Origin of the sequence: Pseudomonas benzenivorans (assembly GCF_033547155.1) — a bacterium.
GTDB lineage: Bacteria > Pseudomonadota > Gammaproteobacteria > Pseudomonadales > Pseudomonadaceae > Aquipseudomonas > Aquipseudomonas benzenivorans_B.
On the sequence record NZ_CP137892.1, the window covers coordinates 1,288,865 to 1,308,466 of the forward strand.

14 protein-coding genes and 1 pseudogene are annotated in these 19,602 nt (G+C 67.5%); 10 read left to right on the forward strand and 5 right to left on the reverse strand.

What is annotated here, in order from left to right:
* Positions 1-78: 78 nt before the first annotated feature.
* Positions 79-2,478 (reverse strand): endopeptidase La, encoded by a 2,400-nt coding sequence (gene lon / locus SBP02_RS05940; protein ID WP_318645474.1) that lies wholly within the window; start codon positions 2,476-2,478, stop codon positions 79-81.
* A gap of 118 nt (positions 2,479-2,596) precedes the next feature.
* Positions 2,597-3,289: a hypothetical protein gene (locus SBP02_RS05945; protein WP_318645475.1), complete on the reverse strand. Its 693-nt coding sequence runs from the start codon at positions 3,287-3,289 to the stop codon at positions 2,597-2,599.
* A gap of 262 nt (positions 3,290-3,551) precedes the next feature.
* On the opposite strand from SBP02_RS05945, the gene SBP02_RS05950 reads away from it, so the two are divergent.
* The 5 genes from SBP02_RS05950 (at position 3,552) to SBP02_RS05970 (ending at position 6,776) form a co-directional block, all read left to right on the forward strand.
* On the forward strand, positions 3,552-4,304 hold the full coding sequence (locus SBP02_RS05950; RefSeq protein WP_318645476.1) for a helix-turn-helix transcriptional regulator: 753 nt from the start codon (positions 3,552-3,554) through the stop codon (positions 4,302-4,304).
* A gap of 260 nt (positions 4,305-4,564) precedes the next feature.
* On the forward strand, positions 4,565-5,737 hold the full coding sequence (gene zapE / locus SBP02_RS05955; protein WP_404824356.1) for a cell division protein ZapE: 1,173 nt from the start codon (positions 4,565-4,567) through the stop codon (positions 5,735-5,737).
* Positions 5,738-5,933: 196 nt separating this feature from the next.
* Positions 5,934-6,185 carry a hypothetical protein gene (locus SBP02_RS05960; RefSeq protein WP_318645477.1) on the forward strand — a complete coding sequence of 84 codons (252 nt, stop codon included), beginning with the start codon at positions 5,934-5,936 and terminating at the stop codon, positions 6,183-6,185.
* An 88-nt stretch (positions 6,186-6,273) separates the two neighbouring features.
* A complete protein-coding gene (locus SBP02_RS05965) occupies positions 6,274-6,561 on the forward strand; it encodes a hypothetical protein (RefSeq protein WP_318645478.1) in 288 nt (95 codons plus the stop codon).
* Between the two features lie 8 nt (positions 6,562-6,569).
* Positions 6,570-6,776 (forward strand): DUF2905 family protein, encoded by a 207-nt coding sequence (locus tag SBP02_RS05970; protein ID WP_318645479.1) that lies wholly within the window; start codon positions 6,570-6,572, stop codon positions 6,774-6,776.
* 38 nt (positions 6,777-6,814) lie between these two features.
* Here SBP02_RS05970 and SBP02_RS05975 read toward each other — a convergent pair whose 3' ends face one another.
* The 3 genes and pseudogenes from SBP02_RS05975 to SBP02_RS20880 form a co-directional block, all read right to left on the reverse strand.
* A complete protein-coding gene (locus SBP02_RS05975) occupies positions 6,815-8,089 on the reverse strand; it encodes an EAL domain-containing protein (RefSeq protein WP_318645480.1) in 1,275 nt (424 codons plus the stop codon).
* 11 nt (positions 8,090-8,100) lie between these two features.
* A complete protein-coding gene (locus SBP02_RS05980) occupies positions 8,101-8,952 on the reverse strand; it encodes a nitrate- and nitrite sensing domain-containing protein (protein ID WP_318645481.1) in 852 nt (283 codons plus the stop codon).
* A 4-nt stretch (positions 8,953-8,956) separates the two neighbouring features.
* Positions 8,957-9,418: pseudogene (locus SBP02_RS20880) on the reverse strand (methyl-accepting chemotaxis protein); the annotation flags it as partial.
* Between the two features lie 1,186 nt (positions 9,419-10,604).
* Here SBP02_RS20880 and putA point away from each other — a divergent pair.
* The 5 genes from putA (at position 10,605) to SBP02_RS06010 (ending at position 19,593) form a co-directional block, all read left to right on the forward strand.
* Positions 10,605-13,784, forward strand: a complete 3,180-nt coding sequence (gene putA, locus SBP02_RS05990; protein ID WP_318645483.1) for a bifunctional proline dehydrogenase/L-glutamate gamma-semialdehyde dehydrogenase PutA — start codon at positions 10,605-10,607, stop codon at positions 13,782-13,784.
* A gap of 155 nt (positions 13,785-13,939) precedes the next feature.
* Positions 13,940-15,424: a sodium/proline symporter PutP gene (gene putP, locus SBP02_RS05995; protein WP_318645484.1), complete on the forward strand. Its 1,485-nt coding sequence runs from the start codon at positions 13,940-13,942 to the stop codon at positions 15,422-15,424.
* Positions 15,425-15,688: 264 nt separating this feature from the next.
* Positions 15,689-16,813 (forward strand): redoxin domain-containing protein, encoded by a 1,125-nt coding sequence (locus SBP02_RS06000; protein ID WP_318645485.1) that lies wholly within the window; start codon positions 15,689-15,691, stop codon positions 16,811-16,813.
* 84 nt (positions 16,814-16,897) lie between these two features.
* On the forward strand, positions 16,898-17,833 hold the full coding sequence (locus tag SBP02_RS06005; RefSeq protein ID WP_318645486.1) for a LysR substrate-binding domain-containing protein: 936 nt from the start codon (positions 16,898-16,900) through the stop codon (positions 17,831-17,833).
* A gap of 569 nt (positions 17,834-18,402) precedes the next feature.
* On the forward strand, positions 18,403-19,593 hold the full coding sequence (locus SBP02_RS06010) for an aromatic ring-hydroxylating oxygenase subunit alpha (RefSeq protein ID WP_318645487.1): 1,191 nt from the start codon (positions 18,403-18,405) through the stop codon (positions 19,591-19,593).
* Positions 19,594-19,602 lie beyond the last annotated feature (9 nt).

Sequence of the window (19,602 nt, forward strand, 5' to 3'; positions counted from 1 at the left end):
GTGATCGACGAACGCCTGCCAGCATAGCCGCTGAGCGGCGCCGGGCGGAACCCGGCACCGCGCTTGCCTGAGTCAGCGTCAGGGGAACAGTACCTTGGCCACGTCGGTGAAACGCTTGGCGAAGTGCACGGTCAGGCCGGCCTTGAGGTAGTCCGGCAACTCCTCGTAGCTGCCGCGGTTGGCCTCCGGCAGGATCAGTTCGAAGAGCTTCTGCCGGCGCGCGGCGATGACCTTCTCGCGCACCCCGCCGATGGCCAGGACCTGGCCGGTGAGCGTCAGCTCGCCGGTCATCGCCACGCCCTTCTTCGGCGCCTGGTTGCGCGCCAGCGACAGCAGCGCGCTGGCCATGCTGATGCCGGCGCTGGGGCCGTCCTTGGGCGTGGCGCCCTCGGGCACGTGCAGGTGCACGAAGGCCTGGTCGAAGAAGCCCGGCTCGCCGCCGTAATGCTTCAGCTGCGCGCTGACGTAGCTGTAGGCGATCTCCGCCGACTCCTTCATCACCTCGCCGAGCTGGCCGGTGAGCTTGAAGCCGCGGTTGAGGCTGTGGATGCGCGTCGCCTCGATCGGCAGGGTCGCGCCGCCCATGCTGGTCCAGGCCAGGCCGGTGATCACGCCGATGCCCGACAGCAGCTGCTCGCTGCGGAACACCGGCATGCCCAGGTAGGCCTCCAGGTCCTTGGCGCCGATCTTCACCGCCCGTTCGGGCGCCTCGAGCAGCTGGACCACGGCCTTGCGCACCAGCTTGCCGAGCTGCTTCTCCAGCTGGCGCACCCCGGCCTCGCGGGCGTAGCCCTCGATCAGGGCGCGCAGGGCGGCGTCGCTGATCGCCAGGCGCTGCTTGGCCACGCCGGCCTTGGCCAGCTGCTTGGGCCACAGGTGGCGCTTGGCGATGGCCAGCTTCTCCTCGGTGATGTAGCCGGACAGGCGGATCACCTCCATGCGGTCGAGTAGCGGCCCGGGGATCGAGTCCAGGGTGTTGGCGGTGCAGACGAACAGCACCTTGGACAGGTCCAGGCGCAGGTCCAGGTAGTGGTCGAGGAACTCGGCGTTCTGCTCCGGGTCGAGGGTCTCCAGCAGGGCCGAGGCCGGGTCGCCCTGGTAGCTGGCGCCGAGCTTGTCGATCTCGTCGAGCATGATCACCGGGTTCATCACCTCGACCTCCTTGAGCGCCTGCACCAGCTTGCCGGGCAGGGCGCCGATATAGGTGCGGCGGTGGCCCTTGATCTCCGCCTCGTCGCGCATGCCGCCGACGGAAAAGCGGTAGAAGGGCCGGCCGAGGGACTCGGCGATGGAGCGGCCTATGCTGGTCTTGCCCACGCCCGGCGGGCCGACCAGCAGCACGATGCTGCCGGCGATCTCGCCCTTGAAGGCGCCGACCGCGAGGAACTCGGTGATGCGCGCCTTGATGTCGTCCATGCCGGCGTGATGGGCGTCGAGCACCTGGCGGGCGTGCTTGAGGTCGAGCTTGTCCTGGCCGTAGACGCCCCAGGGCAGGGCGGTGGCCCAGTCCAGGTAGTTGCGCGTGACCGCGTATTCCGGCGAGCCGGTCTCGAGGATCGACAGCTTGTTCAGTTCCTCGTCGATGCGCTTGCGCGCCTGTTCGGGCAGGGTCTTGCCCTCCAGACGCTGCTGAAACTGCTCGAGGTCGGCGCTGCGGTCGTCCTTGCTCAGGCCCAGCTCCTGCTGGATGATCTTCAGCTGTTCCTTGAGGAAGAACTCGCGCTGGCGCTCGCCGATCTTGCGATTGACCTCCGCCGACAGCTCCTTCTGCAGGCGGCCGACCTCCACCTCCTTGCGCAGCAGCGGCAGCACCTTCTCCATGCGCTTGAGCATGGGCACGGTGTCCAGCACTTCCTGCAGCTCGGCGCCGGGGGCGCTGGTCAGCGCCGCGGCGAAGTCGGTCAGGGGCGAGGGGTCGTTGGGGCTGAAGCGGTTCAGGTAGTTCTTCAGTTCCTCGCTGTACAGCGGATTGAGCGGCAGCAGTTCCTTGATCGCGTTGATCAGGGCCATGCCGTAGGCCTTGACCTCGTCGCGCGGGTCGAGCGGGCTCTTCGGGTAGTCGACCTCCACCAGGTAGGGCGGCTTGCGGCTGAGCCAGCCGCGGATGCGCACGCGGGTCAGGCCCTGGGCGACGAACTGCAGCTTGCCGCCTTCCTCGGTGGCATGGTGCACGCGCACCAGGGTGCCGTGTTCGGGCAGCTTATCCGGGTCGAAGGCCGCGGCGTCGCCCGGCGGGCTGTCCAGGTAGAACAGCGCCAGACATTTGTGCGCGGTGTTCGACACCCGTTCCAGGGTCTTGCCCCAAGGCTGCGGGTTGACGATCACCGGCAATACCTGGGCCGGGAAGAGCGGCCGGTTGTGGATGGGGATCACATACAGCTTGTCCGGCAGCTGCTGGTCGGGCAGCGCCAGGCTGTGGCTGGTTCCAGTCGCCTGCTCCGGCTCGGCGACGATTTCGATGTCTTCGGGTTCGTTCATGCGGCACCTGCTGTAGCACGTTGACTGCTACATGGGGCGGTGCGCGGCGTATTTCAATCGCTCAGCAGTTCGCCGGGGGCATCGAGCGCGATGGGGCGAGCGTGTCGCCCACGGCGCATCAGCGGCCGGGCAGGCCTCGCCAGCCCGCGTCGATCAATGGCGTCAGCAGGGCAAAGCAGTCGCTTGGACTCAGCCGTGCCTGGGGCGCCTCGATCAGCTCCTGTTCCAGGCGTCGCAGCAGGCCGTGCAGCGGTTCGCCGTGGCCCGGTTCGGCGAGGCGCTGGCACAGGTGGCGCAGCTGCACCTGCAGGCCACTGGGGCAGCGTTGATAGTTGGCGGCGCGCATGGCCAGACCCCGCAGGCGGGCGAGGTCCTCCAGCACGCGGCAGGCCTGGCCGAGGCCACGCAGCGGCGGGCCAGCCTCCAGGCACAGGCGCTCTTCGAGCTGTTCGATGACGCCGAGCAACGCCTCGATCACCCGGCAGTGGGCGGCGAAGTCGGCGGGCTTGCGGCGCAATTGCGGCCAGTCCTGCTGCAAGGGCGCCAGCTGCAGGCTCGGCCCGGGCCAGTTCAGCCAGAGTCGGTCGAGACGACGAGCCAGGGCGTTGCGCTGGCTGGTGCTGGCGATGTCCTGTTGGGCGCCGAGGCCGCGATGCTGCTGCAGGGTCTGCAGCAGCTCCAGGCTGCGTTGCAGGGTGGTGCTTTGCAGCTGGTGCAGATGCTGCCGGTGATGTCGGGCGGCGCGGCGGCTCAGCCATTGGCCGATGAGAACGAGGGCCAGTGCCAAGGCCAGGGCGATGCTGAGTTCCATAGGGCGGCTTCTCGGGACAGGGGAGCGGAGCAGAACGGCTATGCCAGCAGCAACTTCCCTGCCACTCGCCGACAAGCGTGAATCCAGGGGGACGGCCCGGTGCGAGGGGGAGAGCGTGCGCCATTGTTGTGCTGGCGGCGCCGGCTTCGGCCGTTTTGGTGCAATTCGCCGAGATGGCAGGGGGCCACTGGTCGTGCGGGGCTGACGGCGAGGCGTACAACTGGGTAAAGTTCCGCATTTACCCTCCGGAATTGCCGCCGCAATGCTCAAAGCCCGCCTGATCCGCCTGGATGATCAAGCCCACGAACACACCCACGACCACCACCAGTTGGTGCTGTCGCTGTCCGGGCGTGCCGAGTTCGAGGTCAACGGTCGTGGTGGCGAGGTATGCCGGATGCGGGCTTGCCTGGTGCCGGGTGATGCCGATCACCAGTTCGCCGGCATGGGCGACAACCGCATGCTGATCCTCGATCTGGACGAGCAGGACACCCCCAGCGAGGATCTCGAGTTGCTCACCCACCTGTTCGAGACACCGCGCTACCCGCAGCTGGATGCCGATTTCCAGAACCTGCTGAGCTACGCCGGCGCCGAGCTGGAGCGCTACGGCAGCGATCCCATGCTGGCCCGGGCCCTCGGTGGCGTGCTGTTGCGCGCCCTGCACCTGCGCCTGTTCGGTGAACGCCAGGCCCGGGTCCAGGGGCCGCTGGACCTGGAGCGCCTGGATGCCTACATCGGCGAGCATCTGGTGCGGCGCATCAGCGTCGCCGAGTTGGCCCAGGTGGCCTGCCTCAGCCCCAGCCACTTCCATGCCCAGTTCAAGGACAGCGTCGGCCTGACGCCGCACCAGTACCTGCTCAAGACCCGCCTGGATCGCGCCGCGCGGTTGCTGCGCGAGAGTCCCCTGCCGCTGATCCGTATCGCCGAGGAATGCGGTTTCTCCAGCCAGAGCGCCCTGACCACCGCCATGCGGCGCTACCTTGGCCTGACCCCCAAGCGCCTGCGTGGTGCGGGTTAGCGGCGCGACGGTTAATCTCCGGGCCCTGTGCTCGAGGTGTCGGAGTGGCCTGCACTGCTCCGAGAGGTCAGGGGGCGCCACGCCGGCGTTATCGGCCGGCCGATGCCCGCCGGCCCAATATCTATGGTCGAAGGAGGCCGTGATGCCGCATGTGAATCTCCCGCTCACCCATGTGCCGATTCGGGAGAGCCGCGAGGAGGATTGGGGCATTTCCGGCCTGCTCACCGACGAGTGGACGCGGTGGCAGGCGCAATGAACCGATGAGTTGTTTCGACGAGGCGGCTGTCCCCGGGGCCGTTGAGGCGGTGGGCGAGCTGTCGCCTCTGGTGGCTTACCGGCAGGCCGTCGAGCGGGGTTTCGCGTTCGATCAGGCCCAGTGGCAGGCCGTGCAATGCCTGCAGAACTGCTACCAGGCCTTGCATGGAGCTGCCGAGGGCGCGGGTGCGCCACGCGGGGTCTACCTCTGGGGCCCGGTGGGGCGCGGCAAGACCTGGCTGATGGACAGCTTCTACCGCAGCCTGCGAGTACCGGCGCGTCGTCAGCATTTCCACCATTTCATGGCCTGGGTGCATCGGCGTCTGTTCCAGCTGAGCGGCACCGCCGACCCGCTGCTGGCGCTGGCCCGCGAGCTGGGCGCGGAGCTCAGGGTGCTGTGCTTCGACGAGTTGTTCGTCAACGACATCGGCGATGCGATCATCCTCGGCCGGCTGCTGCAGGCGATGTTCGAGCAGGACGTGGTGCTGGTCGCCACCTCCAACCAGGCGCCGCAGCAGTTGTACGCCGAGGGGTTCAACCGGCAGCGCTTCGTTCCGGCGGTGGTGGCGATCGAGCGGCATATGCAGGTCGTCGGGGTCGACGGCGGCCAGGACCACCGCCTGCATCCGGGCGCCGCGCAGCCGCGTTACTGGATCGCCCGGCCAGGCCAGCCGAGCGCCCTGGCCGCGGTATTCGAGCGCCTGAACGGGGGGCAGGCGCCCTGCGGCGAACCCATAAGCCTGGGGCATCGCCGTATTTCCGCGGTGCGCCATGGCGAGCGCGTGCTCTGGTGCCGCTACGCCGATCTGTGCGAGCAGCCACTGGCCGCCCTCGATTTCATCGCCCTGTGCGACCGCTTCTCCAGCATCCTGCTCGGCGAGGTGCCGAATCTCAGCGCCGGGCAGCGGCCGGGCTACATCGCCCGCGGCACCGAGGATGGGGCCGTGCAGGTGCAGGCCGGCGAGCGGCGGCTGCCGGAGCTGTCCCGGCATGACGACGGCGTGCGCCGTTTCATCGCCCTGGTCGATGAGTGCTACGACCGTCGTATCCCGCTTTACCTGGAGGCGCAGGTGCCTTTGGCGCAGCTCTACACCCAGGGTTACCTGGAGTTTGCGTTCCGCCGCACCCTGAGCCGCCTGCAGGAAATGCAGCTGCAACGTTTCGCACCCGCCGGCTGAGGCGGTGCCGGCCGCCGTCCTTCGTCGGTGCCGGCGTCGGGTCAGCTATCCTGTGCTATATCCTTGGCAATGCACGGTAAGCACACTGCGCGCCGTGCGGCTCTGTAGGTGGAACCCATGCCGGCCGCTGGGTCCAGACGCGCGGGCGGTGGTCGTAGCGATCCGACGGCGGCATTTCAACAGAGAGGTAGGTCTCATGAGCACCATGCAATGCGTCCATCGCGACCACACCATCGTCGCGGATGTCGTGGAACACCCGGGCATCCCCACGCCCTGGGCCGGAGGCTGTCACATCACCACCCCGGACGGCCGCACCACCAAGCGCCTGCCCCTGCCGGTGGACAGCCTCTATCTCGCCGAGCTGGAGAGTGCCCAGCGGGCCTCGATCGCCCATGGCAAGTGGCTCGTAGACCAGGCCCTGGATCACGGCAAGCCCCTGTTCCACTAGGCCGTGAGTGGCGCGCCGGACCCTGGCCGGGGCCGAGCCGGCGCGCCCCGCTATCCTTGAAGTAGGGCAGTCGAGAGGAGGGCGTGTCATGGCTCACAAACACCAGAATCTCCTGTACTCGATCTTCGAGGACCCGCTGCGCAGCAATATCCACTGGCGCGAAGTCGAGTCGCTGCTGCATCACCTCGAGGCCAAGGTCGAGCCGATCCTCGGGGCGCGCTTTCGCGTGACGCTCAACGACTATGAGTTCGTGCTGCACCATCCGCACCAGGGCAACGAGTGCAGCAAGCAGGAGATCAAGCACCTGCGCGAATGCCTGGCTAATGCCGGCATGACCCCCTCTGGCTACGACCAGAAGTTCGGTCGAGCGGGGTAGGGCGGCCGGTGGCGCGCTGGATGATGCTGGCCGGCCTGGCGCTGTTGCTGCTGGGCGCCACGCTGCATTTCGCCCCCTGGCTGCTGCACTGGTTCGGCCGCCTGCCCGGCGATATCCGCATCGAGTCGGCGCGCGGCCGCGTGTTCATCCCGCTGACCTCGATGCTGCTCGTCAGCCTGGCGCTGACTCTGCTGATCAATCTGTTCAGGCGCTGACCGCGCTGCGCTACCGGTTCGGCGCGGGTGTGTAGCCGCTACCGATCCTGCCAATCCAGGTCGCAGCAGAACACCCGCAGCAGGCCGCCGACATGAACGGTCTGCGACAGGGTGATGCACATGCGGGAATCCGCGATCGACAGATAGGGTCGGCTGACCTGAATGACCCCCGGTTGCTTCAGGGCCCGGAAGTGGTAGTGCTTGTGCGACCAGTTGGCATGGTCGCCGCATAGCAGCGGGGCGAATCGCAGGTTCAGCCGCTGCTGGTAATGCAGGGGATAGACGCTGGGCGACACCTGGTATCCCGCCTCGTCGAGCAGGTAGCAGCGCACCGTGCGTGGATCGCTGAACAGCAGCGCGCTGCTCTGGGCGAACTGCTGGTGGGCCGCGAAGTCGGCCCGGGCCTGCTGGAACAGGCCTTCGATGCCGCGCGAGTAATGCTGCAGGTCGGCGCTGCGTTTGCCGCTTTGCCACTGCTGGCCACGTCGCAGCCTGGCGAAGGTCTCGGCCACCCCGGTAGGGTCGATGAGGCACGGCTGCGGTTTGGCGAAATGGAAGCCCTGGACCATGTCGGCGTTGGCCGCGATGGCCAGCAGGGCCTCGTGCTCGCTTTCCACGCCCTCGACCACCACCAGGCAGCCGGCCTCGTGGAGCAGGCTGACGAGGCCGTTGAGAATGCGCTCGACGCGCGCGGAGTGGCTGGCATCCTGAATCAGGCGGCGGTCGATCTTGACGATGTCCGGCTCCAGATCCCAGATCCGGTCGAAATTGGAGTGGCCGGCGCCGAAGTCGTCGATGGCGATCAGGCAACCCAGCTCCCGGAAGTGGCGGATGAACTGCTTCAGTTGCACCTGATCACGGACTTCGCTTTCGATGATCTCGATGACCAGCCGATGGGCGGGGAGGCCGGTCGCGCGCAGCAGAGTTCGGGTGAAGCCGATATCCGGGCGTTCGCTGACCAGGTACTGCGAGTTCAGGTTGAGGAACAGCCAGGCGTGACCGCTGGCCTGGCGGGCAAAGTTATGCATGTGCAGGGTGCGGCAGGTGCGGTCCAGCTCCAGGCATTCGCGGCCATCCTTCGGCATGGCCAGCAGCGTCGCCGGTGACTCCGTGCGGCCATCGGCATGGCGGGCGCGGACCAGCCCTTCGTAACCCACCGCGCGGCCGTGGGCGATGCTGAAGATCGGCTGGAAGTGGCTGCTCAGTGACAGGCCGCGATAGTGGCTATATGGCATCGGCTCGGCGAGCGGATATTGCAGGGCGATACGGGCGGCCTGGTCGAGTTCCGGCAAGGGCAGGGCGGCATGGTGCATCCGGCTTCCCCCTAGCGCTGCGGCTGCAGTTGCTGCAATGCGGTATCCACCAGGGCCAGCAGTTCGTCGATGGCCTGGGTGGCGCGCTGAAAATAGGCCTTGGCGGCGATTGCCGGCTGCGCCTGGCCGAGCAGCTCCTGTTCGATGCAGTGCAGGAAGTCGTCGATCACCCGTTGCCGATCGGGCAGGCGGAACAGATCGCCCTGTGGTTGTTCGCCGGCATGGCGCTGCAGGGTCGCGAAGGCCGTGCCGGCCAGCAGCTGAATCTTCTGGTAGAGAAAGCGCAGGCGCACGCGCTGCTCGGCGCTGCTCTTGCCGGCGGCCGCGATACCGGTGCCCAGGGCGCGCGCCTGGCCTGCCCATTCCGCCGCCTGGACCACCTCGCGCCAGATGCAGGGCAGGTAGCCCAATGTGGGGCGGCCCTCGCTCAGGTCGACCTCGCAGGCCACATCCTCCATCAGGAAGATGCTGTTGCGGATGATCAGGTGATGCTGGAGCAGATTGTTCGCCGGGTCGTCGATGCGCCCCTCACGCAGGCGCGACCAGTGATCGATCAGGCCGTTCCAGGTGTCGCGGTGACTGCCGCCGAGCTGCTGGGCCTCGCGGATATGCCGGTCCAGCTGCTGCCGCGTCTCGGCAAGGGCCTGGCCCATGCCGGCATCGCCACAGAGCACGCCGTTGCTCAGGCCGCGGTGGCGCTGCAAGCCGGCGATCAGTGCGCGCAACAGGGTCAGCTGGCGGATATTCGACTGGATGAGCAGTCGCTTCTGGCGTTTCGTCCGCCGGTGCAGGGCGTAGAAGGCCAGGGGCAGTGCGACCGTTCCGGCGGGCAGGTACAGCGCGAGTCCGTGTAAGCCGTCCATGGGGTTACCTCGTCAGGTGGGCCAGATGGTGGGCGATGGTGCGGGCCTGGTCGGCGGCCCGCAGGTTATCGGCATTGCCCTGGCGGACGTGGTCGGCCAGCTCGGCGATCTCCGCCACGGCCTTGCCCTGCTGTTCGGTACTGACCGCCACCTGGTCCACCTGCTCGGTCAATTGCCAGGTGCACTGCTGCACCCGGTCGAGCAGATTGCGCACCGCCTCCGAGCTGTGGGCGCTGCCTTGGGCCAGTTCGCTGAGGCCCGCCACCTGCACGGTGGCGCCCTGGATGTGCCGTTGCACCGACTCGATGTTGCGGCTGATCTCCGCCGCGGACTCCTGGCTGTGCTGGGCCAGGCGGCGCACCTCGTCGGCGACCACGGCGAAGCCACGCCCGCTCTCGCCGGCTCGCGCGGCTTCGATCGCCGCATTGAGCGCGAGCAGGTTGGTCTGGTCGGCAATGCCGCGGATGGTGCCGGACATTTCGTTGATGGTGTGCGAATTGCTGTGCAGCTGCAGGATCAGCTCGTTGGTGGCCTGGGCCTGCTGGGCCATGAGCGCAACCTGACGCACCAGCTCGGTAACCCGGGCGATGCCGTCGCCCAGTTGCGCGCGGGCCGCCAGGCTGGCCTGCCGCGACTCGTCGGCCAGCGCCGCCACCTGGACGATGCTCACATTCAGCTGCTCGACGGCGGCGGCGGCCATGCTGGCCGCGTCGCTCTGGCCTTCGGCGTTGCGGGTCACCAGCATGGCGCTTTGCTCCAGTTCCTGGGAGGAGTGGGATATTTCATCCAGACGCTGTTGCAGCAACTGCTGACGGCGCTGCTCGCGATGCAGCCACTGCTGCAGGCTACGGCCAAGGGGCAGCAACAACCGCCACTCGAGCGGGCCGGGCGCCGCCTGGCCGGCCTGCCGGGCGGAATCGTCGCAGTAACGTTGCAGCTGCAGCACCTCCTGCCACAGCAGCCACAGGCTGGAGAGGGCCAGGTAGGCCAGCACTGCCCAGGCCATTGCCGCGAGCTGGGGCGACAACAGCGTCAGGGTGCCCGCGGCCAGGGCCATGCCGACCAGGGTGCGGAACATGCCGGCGACGCCCAGTGCGCCGAGTAGCAATAGGCAGGGGTAGGTAAGCCACTTCATGAGTCCGTGTCTCCCGCAGTAGCCGAAAAAAACGCCTGAAGCCCTGCGAAAAGCCGCAGTGGGTTCAGGCGCCGTTGCCTTGCAGGAGCGAGTCCTGCCGAAGTGATCGTTGTAGCGGGGGCAATGCAGAAAGAGTGCCATGGCGGCGCGGCGCCGGCGGTGAGGGCGGACAGGGCGCTGGAGGGCGGGCGATTCCGAGAAAGCGCGGGTGCCATTGCGCCCGCGCTCACCAGAATGGTGCGCTGGGCGCCCGCCTCTGGCGCAGGCCGCTTTAGCCCGGGCAGCCGCTGCGCCTGTCTGTGCTCTGCAGGCAAACGACGGAGTGATTCGTCCCTGCGCCCATAGGTTTCTGCAAAAAATACAGAGCTTTGCGCAAGAAGCCGTCATGGTTCTGCCACTAAATTCCGTCCTCCACGCGTGGCGTGCGCCTGGCTTTGGGTCCGTGGTCGGACCGAGCCAGCCAGCCGATACCGCGCGGTGGTCTCACAACAACAGTCTCCACAAGAGGATGGGCGTGATGTTCAAAGCCAGTCACGTCTTGCAGGACGAGTTCCTTAACCGGATCTCTGCCGCCAAGGCCGCCGATTTCTTCCCTGTCATCAGCGCGAACTACAGCGTTGACGAGGCAGCCTATCTCACTGAGCTACTGCAGCTCGCCGATCCCGGTCAGGACGGCATCGAGGCTATCCGCCGCAATGCCCGCACGTTGATCCAAGACGTGCGCAGCCGGGACAATGCCGTCGATACCCTCGACGCACTGCTTCGTCAGTACAGCCTCGATACCCAGGAAGGGCTGATGCTCATGTGCCTGGCCGAGGCTCTGCTGCGCGTGCCGGACGCCGCCACCGCCGACGCGCTGATCCGCGACAAGCTCAATGCCGCCGAGTGGGAACGCCACCTCGGCAAGAGCGACAGCGTGCTGGTCAACTTCGCCGCCTGGGGCCTGGTGATGACCGGCAAGGTGGTCGATTCGGAAACCGCCGACGGCCGGCCGAAGAGCATCCTCGGCAAGCTCATCCAGCGTTCCGGCGAGCCGGTGATCCGCGCCGCGATGAACCAGGCGATGAAGCTGATGGGCAAGCAGTTCGTGCTCGGCCGCAGCATTTCCGAGGCCCTGAAGAACGGCCGCCCGGAGCGCGAGAAGGGCTACACCTACTCCTTCGACATGCTCGGCGAAGCCGCCCTGACCCAGGCCGACGCCGAGAAGTACATGGCCGACTACCGCAAGGCCATCGACACCGTCGGCGCCGAGCCCCAGGTCGGCCCGGGGCCCAAGCCCTCGGTGTCGATCAAGCTGTCGGCGCTGCACCCGCGCTATGAAGTGGCGCAGCGCGAGCGCGTGCTCACCGAGCTGTTCGCCAACGTCCGCGAGCTGGCGATCCGGGCCCGCGAGCTGGGCGTCGGTATCTCGGTGGACGCCGAGGAAGCCGATCGCCTGGAGCTGTCCCTGGAGCTGTACGAGAAGCTGATGCGCGATCCGGCCATCAAGGGCTGGGGCGAGTTCGGCCTGGTGGTGCAGGCCTATTCCAAGCGCTGCCTGCCGGTGCTGGTGTGGCTGACCCTGCTGGGCAAGGAACTCGGTGCCAAGATGCCGCTGCGCCTGGTCAAGGGCGCCTACTGGGACAGCGAGATCAAGCAGTGCCACGTGCAGGGTCTGGACGGTTTCCCGGTGTTCACCCGCAAGGAAGCCACCGACACCTCCTACCTGGCCTGCGCGCGTTTCCTGCTGTCGGACTTCACCCGTGGGGTGATCTACCCGCAGTTCGCCAGCCACAACGCCCACACCGTCAGCTCCATCCTGTCCATGGCCGCCGAGCACCAGCAGCCGCGCGAGTTCGAGTTCCAGCGCCTGCACGGCATGGGCGACGCGCTGTACGACACGGTGCTGGAGAAGCACGGCAAGACCGTGCGCATCTATGCTCCGGTCGGTGCCCACAAGGACCTGCTGCCCTACCTGGTGCGGCGCCTGCTGGAAAACGGCGCGAACTCCTCCTTCGTCCACCAGCTGGTCGACCCGAGCACCCCGGTCGAGTCCCTTCTCGATCACCCGGTGACGCAGTTGCGCAAGTTCAAGTCGCTCAGCAATGAGAAAATCCCCCTTTCGCCCGCGCTGTTTGGCGCCGCGCGGAAAAACTCCCAAGGCATCAACATGAACATTCAGCACTCCTGGGCCGAACTCGAGTCCGCCTACCAGCCGCACCTCGACCGTCAATGGCAAGCCGCCCCGGTGATCAACGGGCAGAAGCTGGCCGGCAGCGTCCAGGAAGTCCGTTGTCCCTACGAGCTCGGCCGTGTGGTCGGCAGCGCCCAGTTCGCCACGGCCGAACAGGCCGCCCAGGCCCTGGACGGGCTGCAGGCCGCCTGGCCGCGCTGGAACGCCACGCCGATCGATGCCCGCGCCAGCGTGCTCGAGCGCCTGGCCGACCTGCTCGAGGCCAACCGCGCCGAGCTGATGGCACTGTGCACCCTGGAGGCCGGCAAGAGCCTGCAGGACGGCATCGACGAGGTGCGCGAGGCGGTGGATTTCTGCCGCTACTACGCCCAGCAGGCACGCCTGCGTCTGGGCCGCGAAGAGCTGCAGGGGCCGACCGGCGAGCGCAACGAGCTGTTCCATGAGGGCCGTGGCATCTTCGTCTGCGTCAGCCCGTGGAACTTCCCCCTGGCCATCTACCTGGGCCAGATCACCGCCGCCCTGGTGGCCGGTAACTGCGTGCTGGCCAAGCCGGCCGAGCAGACCAGCCTGATCGCCGCCCGCGCCCTGGAGCTGATGTTCGAGGCCGGCCTGCCGACCGACGTGATCGCCTTCCTGCCGGGCGACGGCGCCACCCTCGGCGGCGTGTTCTGCCGCGATGCCCGCGTCGCCGGCGTGTGCTTCACGGGGTCGACCGAGGTGGCGCGCCTTATCAACCGCCAGCTGGCCGAGAAGCCGGGCCCGATCGCCGCGCTGATCGCCGAGACCGGCGGCCAGAACGCGATGATCGTCGACTCCACCGCGCTGCCCGAGCAGGTGGTCAAGGATGCCGTGCAGTCGGCCTTCACCAGCGCCGGCCAGCGCTGCTCGGCGCTGCGCGTGATGTACGTGCAGGCCGATATCGCCGAGCGGGTGATCGACCTGCTCAAGGGCGCCATGGCCGAACTCAAGGTCGGCCCGACCCACAAGCGCGAGAGCGACGTCGGCCCGGTGATCGACGCCGAAGCCCGCGAAGGCCTGCTGGCCCATATCGCCCAGCTCAAGGGCGAGGGCAAGCTGATCGCCGAGGCCAGCCTGCCGGCCGGCCTGGACGGCCACTTCGTCGCCCCGGTGGCGTTCGAAATCGCTGGCATCGACGAGCTGAAGAAGGAAAACTTCGGCCCCATCCTGCATATCGTCCGCTACCAGGCGGCCGATCTGGACAAGGTGGTGGCGGCCATCAACGGCACCGGCTACGGCCTGACCCTCGGCGTGCACAGCCGCAACGAGGAGACCGCCCAGCGCATCGAGGCCCTGGCGCGGGTCGGCAACCTCTACGTCAACCGCAACCAGATCGGCGCCGTGGTCGGCGTGCAGCCCTTCGGCGGCTGCGGTCTGTCCGGCACCGGCCCGAAGGCCGGTGGCCCGAGCTACCTGCTGCGCTTCGTCAACGAGCGCACCACCTCGGTCAACACCACGGCGGTGGGCGGCAACGCCTCGCTGCTGTCGCTGGGCGACGAGGTTTAAGCGGTAAACCCAGGGCGGGGTCCAAAAGGCCCCACCCGGCCCTGGCCGAGCCGCCTACAGGCGGCCCGGTCAGCGGTTCCCAGGCAGCGAGCGCATACCGCGCTCGCTAATAACGAGTGTCACGGCCCGAGCCGTGCCAACACGAGAACAACAAGATGAGCGAGCAGAACGTTTTTGTTGTAGGGGTGACCTTCGTGGTCTACCTGGTGCTGATGCTGGGGCTGGGCATCGTCGCCTACCGTCGTACCCAGAATCTTTCCGACTATATCCTCGGCGGCCGTTCCATCGGCCCGGGCACCGCGGCGCTGTCCGCCGGCGCCTCGGACATGAGCGGCTGGCTGCTGCTGGGCCTGCCGGGTTACGCCCTGGTGGCCGGCTTCGAGGCCAGCTGGATCGCCATCGGCCTGCTGGCCGGCACCTGGCTGAACTGGCTGTTCGTCGCCCGTCGCCTGCGCGTGTATTCCCACGCGGCGAACGACTCGGTGACCATGCCGGCCTACTTCGAGAACCGCTTCAACGACAAGTCCCGCGCCCTGCGCGTGATTTCGGCGGTGATCATCCTGACCTTCTTCCTGTTCTACACCAGCTCCGGTCTGGTGGCGGCGGGCAAGCTGTTCGAAACCGTGTTCGGCTTCGACTACCAGATCGCCGTCGTGGTCGGCACCCTGGCCGTGGTCTCCTACACCCTGTTCGGCGGCTTCCTCGCGGTGGCCTGGACCGACGTGGTGCAGGGCCTGCTGATGGCCGCCGCGCTGGTGCTGGTGCCGGTGTTCGCCCTCAATGCCGTGGGCGGCGTGGACGCCGCGCATGCCGCGATCCTGGCCAAGAACCCGGAAATGCTGACCTTCTTCAGCGACACCAAGGGTGAACCGCTGGGCTGGATCGCCATCCTCTCCCTGCTGGGCTGGGGCCTGGGCTACTTCGGTCAGCCGCACATCCTGGCGCGCTTCAAGGCGATCTCCAACGAGAAGGACATGCCCACCGCGCGTCGCATCGCCGTGAGCTGGACCGCCGTTACCCTGTTCGCCGCCCTGGCCATCGGCTGGGTTGCCGTGGGCTACCTGGAGACCGACCTGGCCGACGCCGAGACCGTGTTCATGGTCCTGGTCAACAGCCTGTTCCACCCGGTGGTGGCCGGCATCCTGATGGCCGCCGTGCTGGCCGCGGTGATGTCCACCGCCGACTCGCAGCTGTTGGTGAGCTCCTCGGCCCTGGCCGAAGACTTCTACAAGGCCCTGCTGAAGAAGAACGCCAGCGACAGCGAGCTGGTCTGGGTCGGCCGGGGTGCCGTGGTGCTGATCGCCGTCATCGCCCTGGTTCTGGCGCTCAACCCGGATACCACCGTACTGGGCCTGGTGTCCTACGCCTGGGCCGGCTTCGGCGCCGCCTTCGGCCCGGCCATCCTGCTGTCGCTGTACTGGAAGCGCATGAACCGCCACGGCGCCCTGGCCGGCATCATCCTCGGTGGCATCACCGTGGTGCTGTGGAAGCAGCTGTCCGGCGGCATCTTCGACCTGTACGAGATCATTCCCGGCTTCATCCTCGCCACTGTCGGCATCGTAGTGGTTAGCCTGCTCACCGAAGAGCCGGAGTCGGCCCTGCAGAGCCAGTTCGACAAGGTCGAAGGCCAGATGGCCTGATGAGTTTCATCCCCGCCTGCAGCCGGTCGTCTGCGGGCGGGGCGCTCGAGCGCGGATTGCAGTGCTGATGCCCGCCTCGGGTTCCACGACGACCCGATAGTGCTTCGCCGGCCCACACCCTCGGGTGTCGGGCCGGTTTTTTTTGGCTCCTCGCTGTTCGCCATCGGTCGGGCCGCGCGCAATCCGGCGGCGCGCAGCTAATCTCTTGGATATCCCGTGGCGTATCGTCAGGCGGCTCTCCGGCGCCTGCAGGAGTCGATGGCTATGAGTGTCCAACCCCCGAGTCTCGGTCAGCCCGCCCCCTGGTTCACCTGCCGCAGCCAGACCCGCGAGCGTTTCGTCTTCGATACGGTCGCCGGGCGCTATATGGTGCTGTGCTTCTTCGGTTCGGCCGCCGAGCCCCTGAGTGCCCGGGTGCTGCAGCTGCTGCTGGCCCAGCGCCGGCGCTTCGACGACGACAACCTGTGCTTCTTCGGCGTCTCGGTCGATCCCGAGGACGAGCGTCGGCAGCGGGTCGCCAGCCTGGTGCCGGGCATCCGCTACTTCTGGGACTTCGAGCGCCAGGTCAGCGCCCTGTACGGCGCCGTGCAGGCGGATGGCGGCTACCGTCGGGTCAGCTACGTGCTCGACCCGCAGCTGCGGGTGCTCGCCGTGCTGCCGTTCGGCAATGATGCCGAGGCCCATGTGGCCGAGCTGCTGACGCTGCTCGAGCGCCTGCCGGCGGTCGGTGCGGCCTGTCCGGCGGCTATGCAGGCGCCGGTGCTGGTGCTGCCGCGGGTGTTCGAACCCAAGCTGTGCCGGGCGCTGATCGATTACTACCGCAAGCAGGGCGGCGCGCCGTCCGGCTTCATGCAGGACCAGGGCGACAAGACCGTGCTGGTGCTCGGTCAGGATCACAAGAGCCGGCGCGACTGCACCCTGGAGGACGAGGCGTTGCGCCAGGCCTGCCAGCGGCGCATCCATGAGCGGCTGGTGCCGGAGATCCACAAGGCCTTCCAGTTCCGGGTGACGCGCATGGAGCGCTACCTGGTGGGCTGCTATGACGCCAGCGAGCAGGGCCATTTCCGCCCGCACCGCGACAACACCACCCGGGGCACCGCCCATCGGCGCTTCGCGGTGTCCTTGTTCCTCAACACCGGCGAGTACGAGGGCGGCCAGCTGCGCTTTCCCGAGTTCGGCCCGGCGCTCTATTCGGCGCCACCCGGCGGCGCGGTGGTGTTTTCCTGCAGCCTGCTGCACGAGGCCACCCAGGTCACCCGTGGCCAGCGCTACATGTTCCTGCCGTTTCTCTACGACGAGGAGGCGCGGCGCATCCGCGAGGAAAACCAGGTGTACCTCGCCAGCGAGCCAGCCGTCGCCGCGCCGCAGGCGGGGGGGCAGGGCGGCTAGGCGGGGCGCGCGGGCCTGGGCTTGGGCGGAGCCAGGCCCTACACTGGCGCGATAAAACCAAAAGATCAGCGTGACCTTGCCTGCATGAAAATCCAGCCCCTGCCTCCGCTCAACAGCCTGGTGGCGTTCGAGGCGGCCGCCCGCCACCTGAGCTTCACCCTGGCTGCCCAAGAACTGCATGTCACCCAGGGCGCCATCAGCCGCCAGGTGCGCCTGCTCGAGGACTACCTGGGCAAGACCCTGTTCGAGCGCACCACCCGGGCAATCAACCTGACTCCGACCGGCGGCCAGTACTACGAGACCGTGCGCGAGTCGTTGCAGCAACTGGCCCATGCCACCGGGCAGATCCGCCACTGGCAGGGCGCCCAGCAGGTGACCGTGGTCACCAGCACGGCGATGGCCTCGCTGTGGCTGCTGCCCAAGGTGGCCGAGTTCCAGCGCGACAACGAGGGGATCGACCTGCGTATCGTCGCCTACGACCATGTCAGGGATTTCAACCGGCTGGACTGCGATCTGGCCCTGTACTACTGCCGCACCCCGCCCAAGGACATGCTGGTGACCCCGCTGTTTTCCGAGGAGGTATTCCCGGTCTGCAGTCCGGGCTACCTGGCCAAGCATCCGGATCTGCAGGAGCCCCAGGAGTTGGCCGGCTGCACCTGGCTGTGGCTGGACGACCCGCAGCGCGACTGGATCGGCTGGCCCGAATGGTTCCAGCGCCTGGGGTTGGTGGCCCCCAAGCCCAGGCACCGGATCAATATCAACAGCTACTCGATGCTGATCCAGACGGCCCTGAGCGGCCAGGGCATCGCCCTGGCCTGGTCGAACCTGATCGATGATCACCTGCAGACCGGCGCCCTGGTGCGGCCCATCGCCAGTGCCCTGAACACCGATGCGCAGTTCTGCCTGCTGGAGCCTCACGGGCGCGCCTCCAGCCGGCAGAGCGTCAAGCGCTTTCGCGACTGGCTGATGGCACAACTGCCGTCGTCCCCCGACGTCGTGCTCCCCTCGACAGACGCCTGAGGCCGAGCCGGAACGGACACTGCCGCGGGCTTGTGGCCTGCGGCAGTGGTGCATGGAGCGGCGTTGTTGTCGGTATTCCGAGCGGTTCAGCGCTCGCGCCTGGGCAGGCCGTGGGTGTCGCTGGTGCGAGCCGTTCGGCCCCGCCCGGTACGGCTTCAGGCGTGCGGCCTGGGTTGTCCCGGGAGTCTTCTGGCGGGCGAGCGTCCTGCCACGGGTGTTGGGCAGGGCGTCGGAGCCTGACCGACGCCCGTGGCGCGGTACAGGCTCTAGTGCAGGCCGGTGCCTGCGATCCTTCGGGGCGACAAGGTGCGCTTTCGTCCCCCTCCCAGCAAGCCATTTGTGGTCATGGACTGATGACTTTTAGGCATGACTTGATCCGTCCTGAGCCAGACTCTGCCTGCGATAGAGTGTCTTCTGTCGGTTCCGACTATTTGTGATTAAAACTCATTAATTGCCCTGTAAAAATCGTTTGTCGGACAATCCCCTGTTTGCCGAAACTCGCCGCCAACACAGCCAGGCCCATGCGCCTGCCGATTGTCAGCAACCGTGCCCAGCAGGGGAGAACAACAATGACCCAAGCCACTTCTCAGCAGATCCCAGTGCATCAGCTGGAAACCGTACTCGCGCCGATCCACGAGGCCACCGGCCTGTCCAACGCCTTCTACACCGACCAGAAGCTGTTCGAGCTGGAGCGCGACCAGATCATGGGCAAGACCTGGGCCTGCGTCGGCTTCGCCAGCGACCTGAGCCAGAACGGCTCGGTCAAGCCGGTCGACTTCATGGGCCTGCCGCTGCTGCTGATGCGCAACCGCGAGGGCCTGGTGCAGGTGTTCCACAACGTCTGCAGCCACCGCGGCATGAAGCTGGTGGAAGAAGAGGGCACCGTGCAGGGCGTGATCCGCTGCCCCTACCACTCCTGGACCTATGACCTCAACGGCGGTCTCAAGGGCACGCCCCACGTCGGCGGCATCGACAAGCACAAGGACGAGCGCTTCGCCTGCGAGAAGCACGGCCTGAAGGCGATCCGCAGCGCCATCTGGATGGACATGGTGTTCGTCAACCTGTCCGGCGACGCGCAGCCGCTGGAGGAGATGCTGGCGCCCTTGACCGCACGCTGGAGCCAGTTCCTCGGCGAGGACGGCATGGGCCTGATGCGCCGCCGCCCGCACATGGACGCCACCACCCTGGACATCGCCTGCAACTGGAAGCTGGCGGTGGAGAACTACTGCGAGGCCTACCACCTGCCCTGGGTGCACCCGAGCCTGAACACCTACTCGCGCCTGGAAGACCACTACAACATCCTGTTCGACGAGCAGTTCGCCGGCCAGGGCAGCTACGCCTACAACCTCTCCGACGTCGCCGGCACCCACCTGCCGCAGTTCCCCAGCTGGCCCCAGGACCGCCTGCGCAACGCCGAGTACGTGGCCTTCTTCCCCAACGTGCTGCTGGGCATCCAGGCCGACCACGCCTTCGCCATGCAGCTGGAGCCGGTCGCGCCGGGCCGCACCATCGAGCACCTGCGCCTGTTCTACGTCGGCGACGAGGCCCTGGGCGACGAGTACGCCGCCTGCCGCAACGCCATCCTGGAGTCCTGGAAGGTGGTGTTCGCCGAGGACATCGCCTCGGTCGAAGGCATGCAGAAGGGCCGTCACTCGCCCGGCTACGGCGGCGGCGCCTTCTCCCCGGAGATGGACATTCCCACCCACTACTTCCACCAGTGGGCCGCGCGCAAGCTGCTGGCCGTCGCCCAGAACGCCTGAGGAGGTCGC

Coding starts and splice junctions, on each gene's coding strand:
- SBP02_RS06010 (WP_318645487.1), top strand. CDS start 18,403: ATGACCCAAGCCACTTCTCAGCAGATCCCAGTGCATCAGCTGGAAACC.
- putA (WP_318645483.1), top strand. CDS start 10,605: ATGTTCAAAGCCAGTCACGTCTTGCAGGACGAGTTCCTTAACCGGATC.
- SBP02_RS05980 (WP_318645481.1), bottom strand. CDS start 8,952: ATGGACGGCTTACACGGACTCGCGCTGTACCTGCCCGCCGGAACGGTC.
- SBP02_RS05945 (WP_318645475.1), bottom strand. CDS start 3,289: ATGGAACTCAGCATCGCCCTGGCCTTGGCACTGGCCCTCGTTCTCATC.
- lon (WP_318645474.1), bottom strand. CDS start 2,478: ATGAACGAACCCGAAGACATCGAAATCGTCGCCGAGCCGGAGCAGGCG.
- SBP02_RS05950 (WP_318645476.1), top strand. CDS start 3,552: ATGCTCAAAGCCCGCCTGATCCGCCTGGATGATCAAGCCCACGAACAC.
- SBP02_RS05975 (WP_318645480.1), bottom strand. CDS start 8,089: ATGCACCATGCCGCCCTGCCCTTGCCGGAACTCGACCAGGCCGCCCGT.
- SBP02_RS05960 (WP_318645477.1), top strand. CDS start 5,934: ATGAGCACCATGCAATGCGTCCATCGCGACCACACCATCGTCGCGGAT.
- SBP02_RS05965 (WP_318645478.1), top strand. CDS start 6,274: ATGGCTCACAAACACCAGAATCTCCTGTACTCGATCTTCGAGGACCCG.
- SBP02_RS06005 (WP_318645486.1), top strand. CDS start 16,898: ATGAAAATCCAGCCCCTGCCTCCGCTCAACAGCCTGGTGGCGTTCGAG.
- SBP02_RS06000 (WP_318645485.1), top strand. CDS start 15,689: ATGAGTGTCCAACCCCCGAGTCTCGGTCAGCCCGCCCCCTGGTTCACC.
- zapE (WP_404824356.1), top strand. CDS start 4,565: ATGAGTTGTTTCGACGAGGCGGCTGTCCCCGGGGCCGTTGAGGCGGTG.
- putP (WP_318645484.1), top strand. CDS start 13,940: ATGAGCGAGCAGAACGTTTTTGTTGTAGGGGTGACCTTCGTGGTCTAC.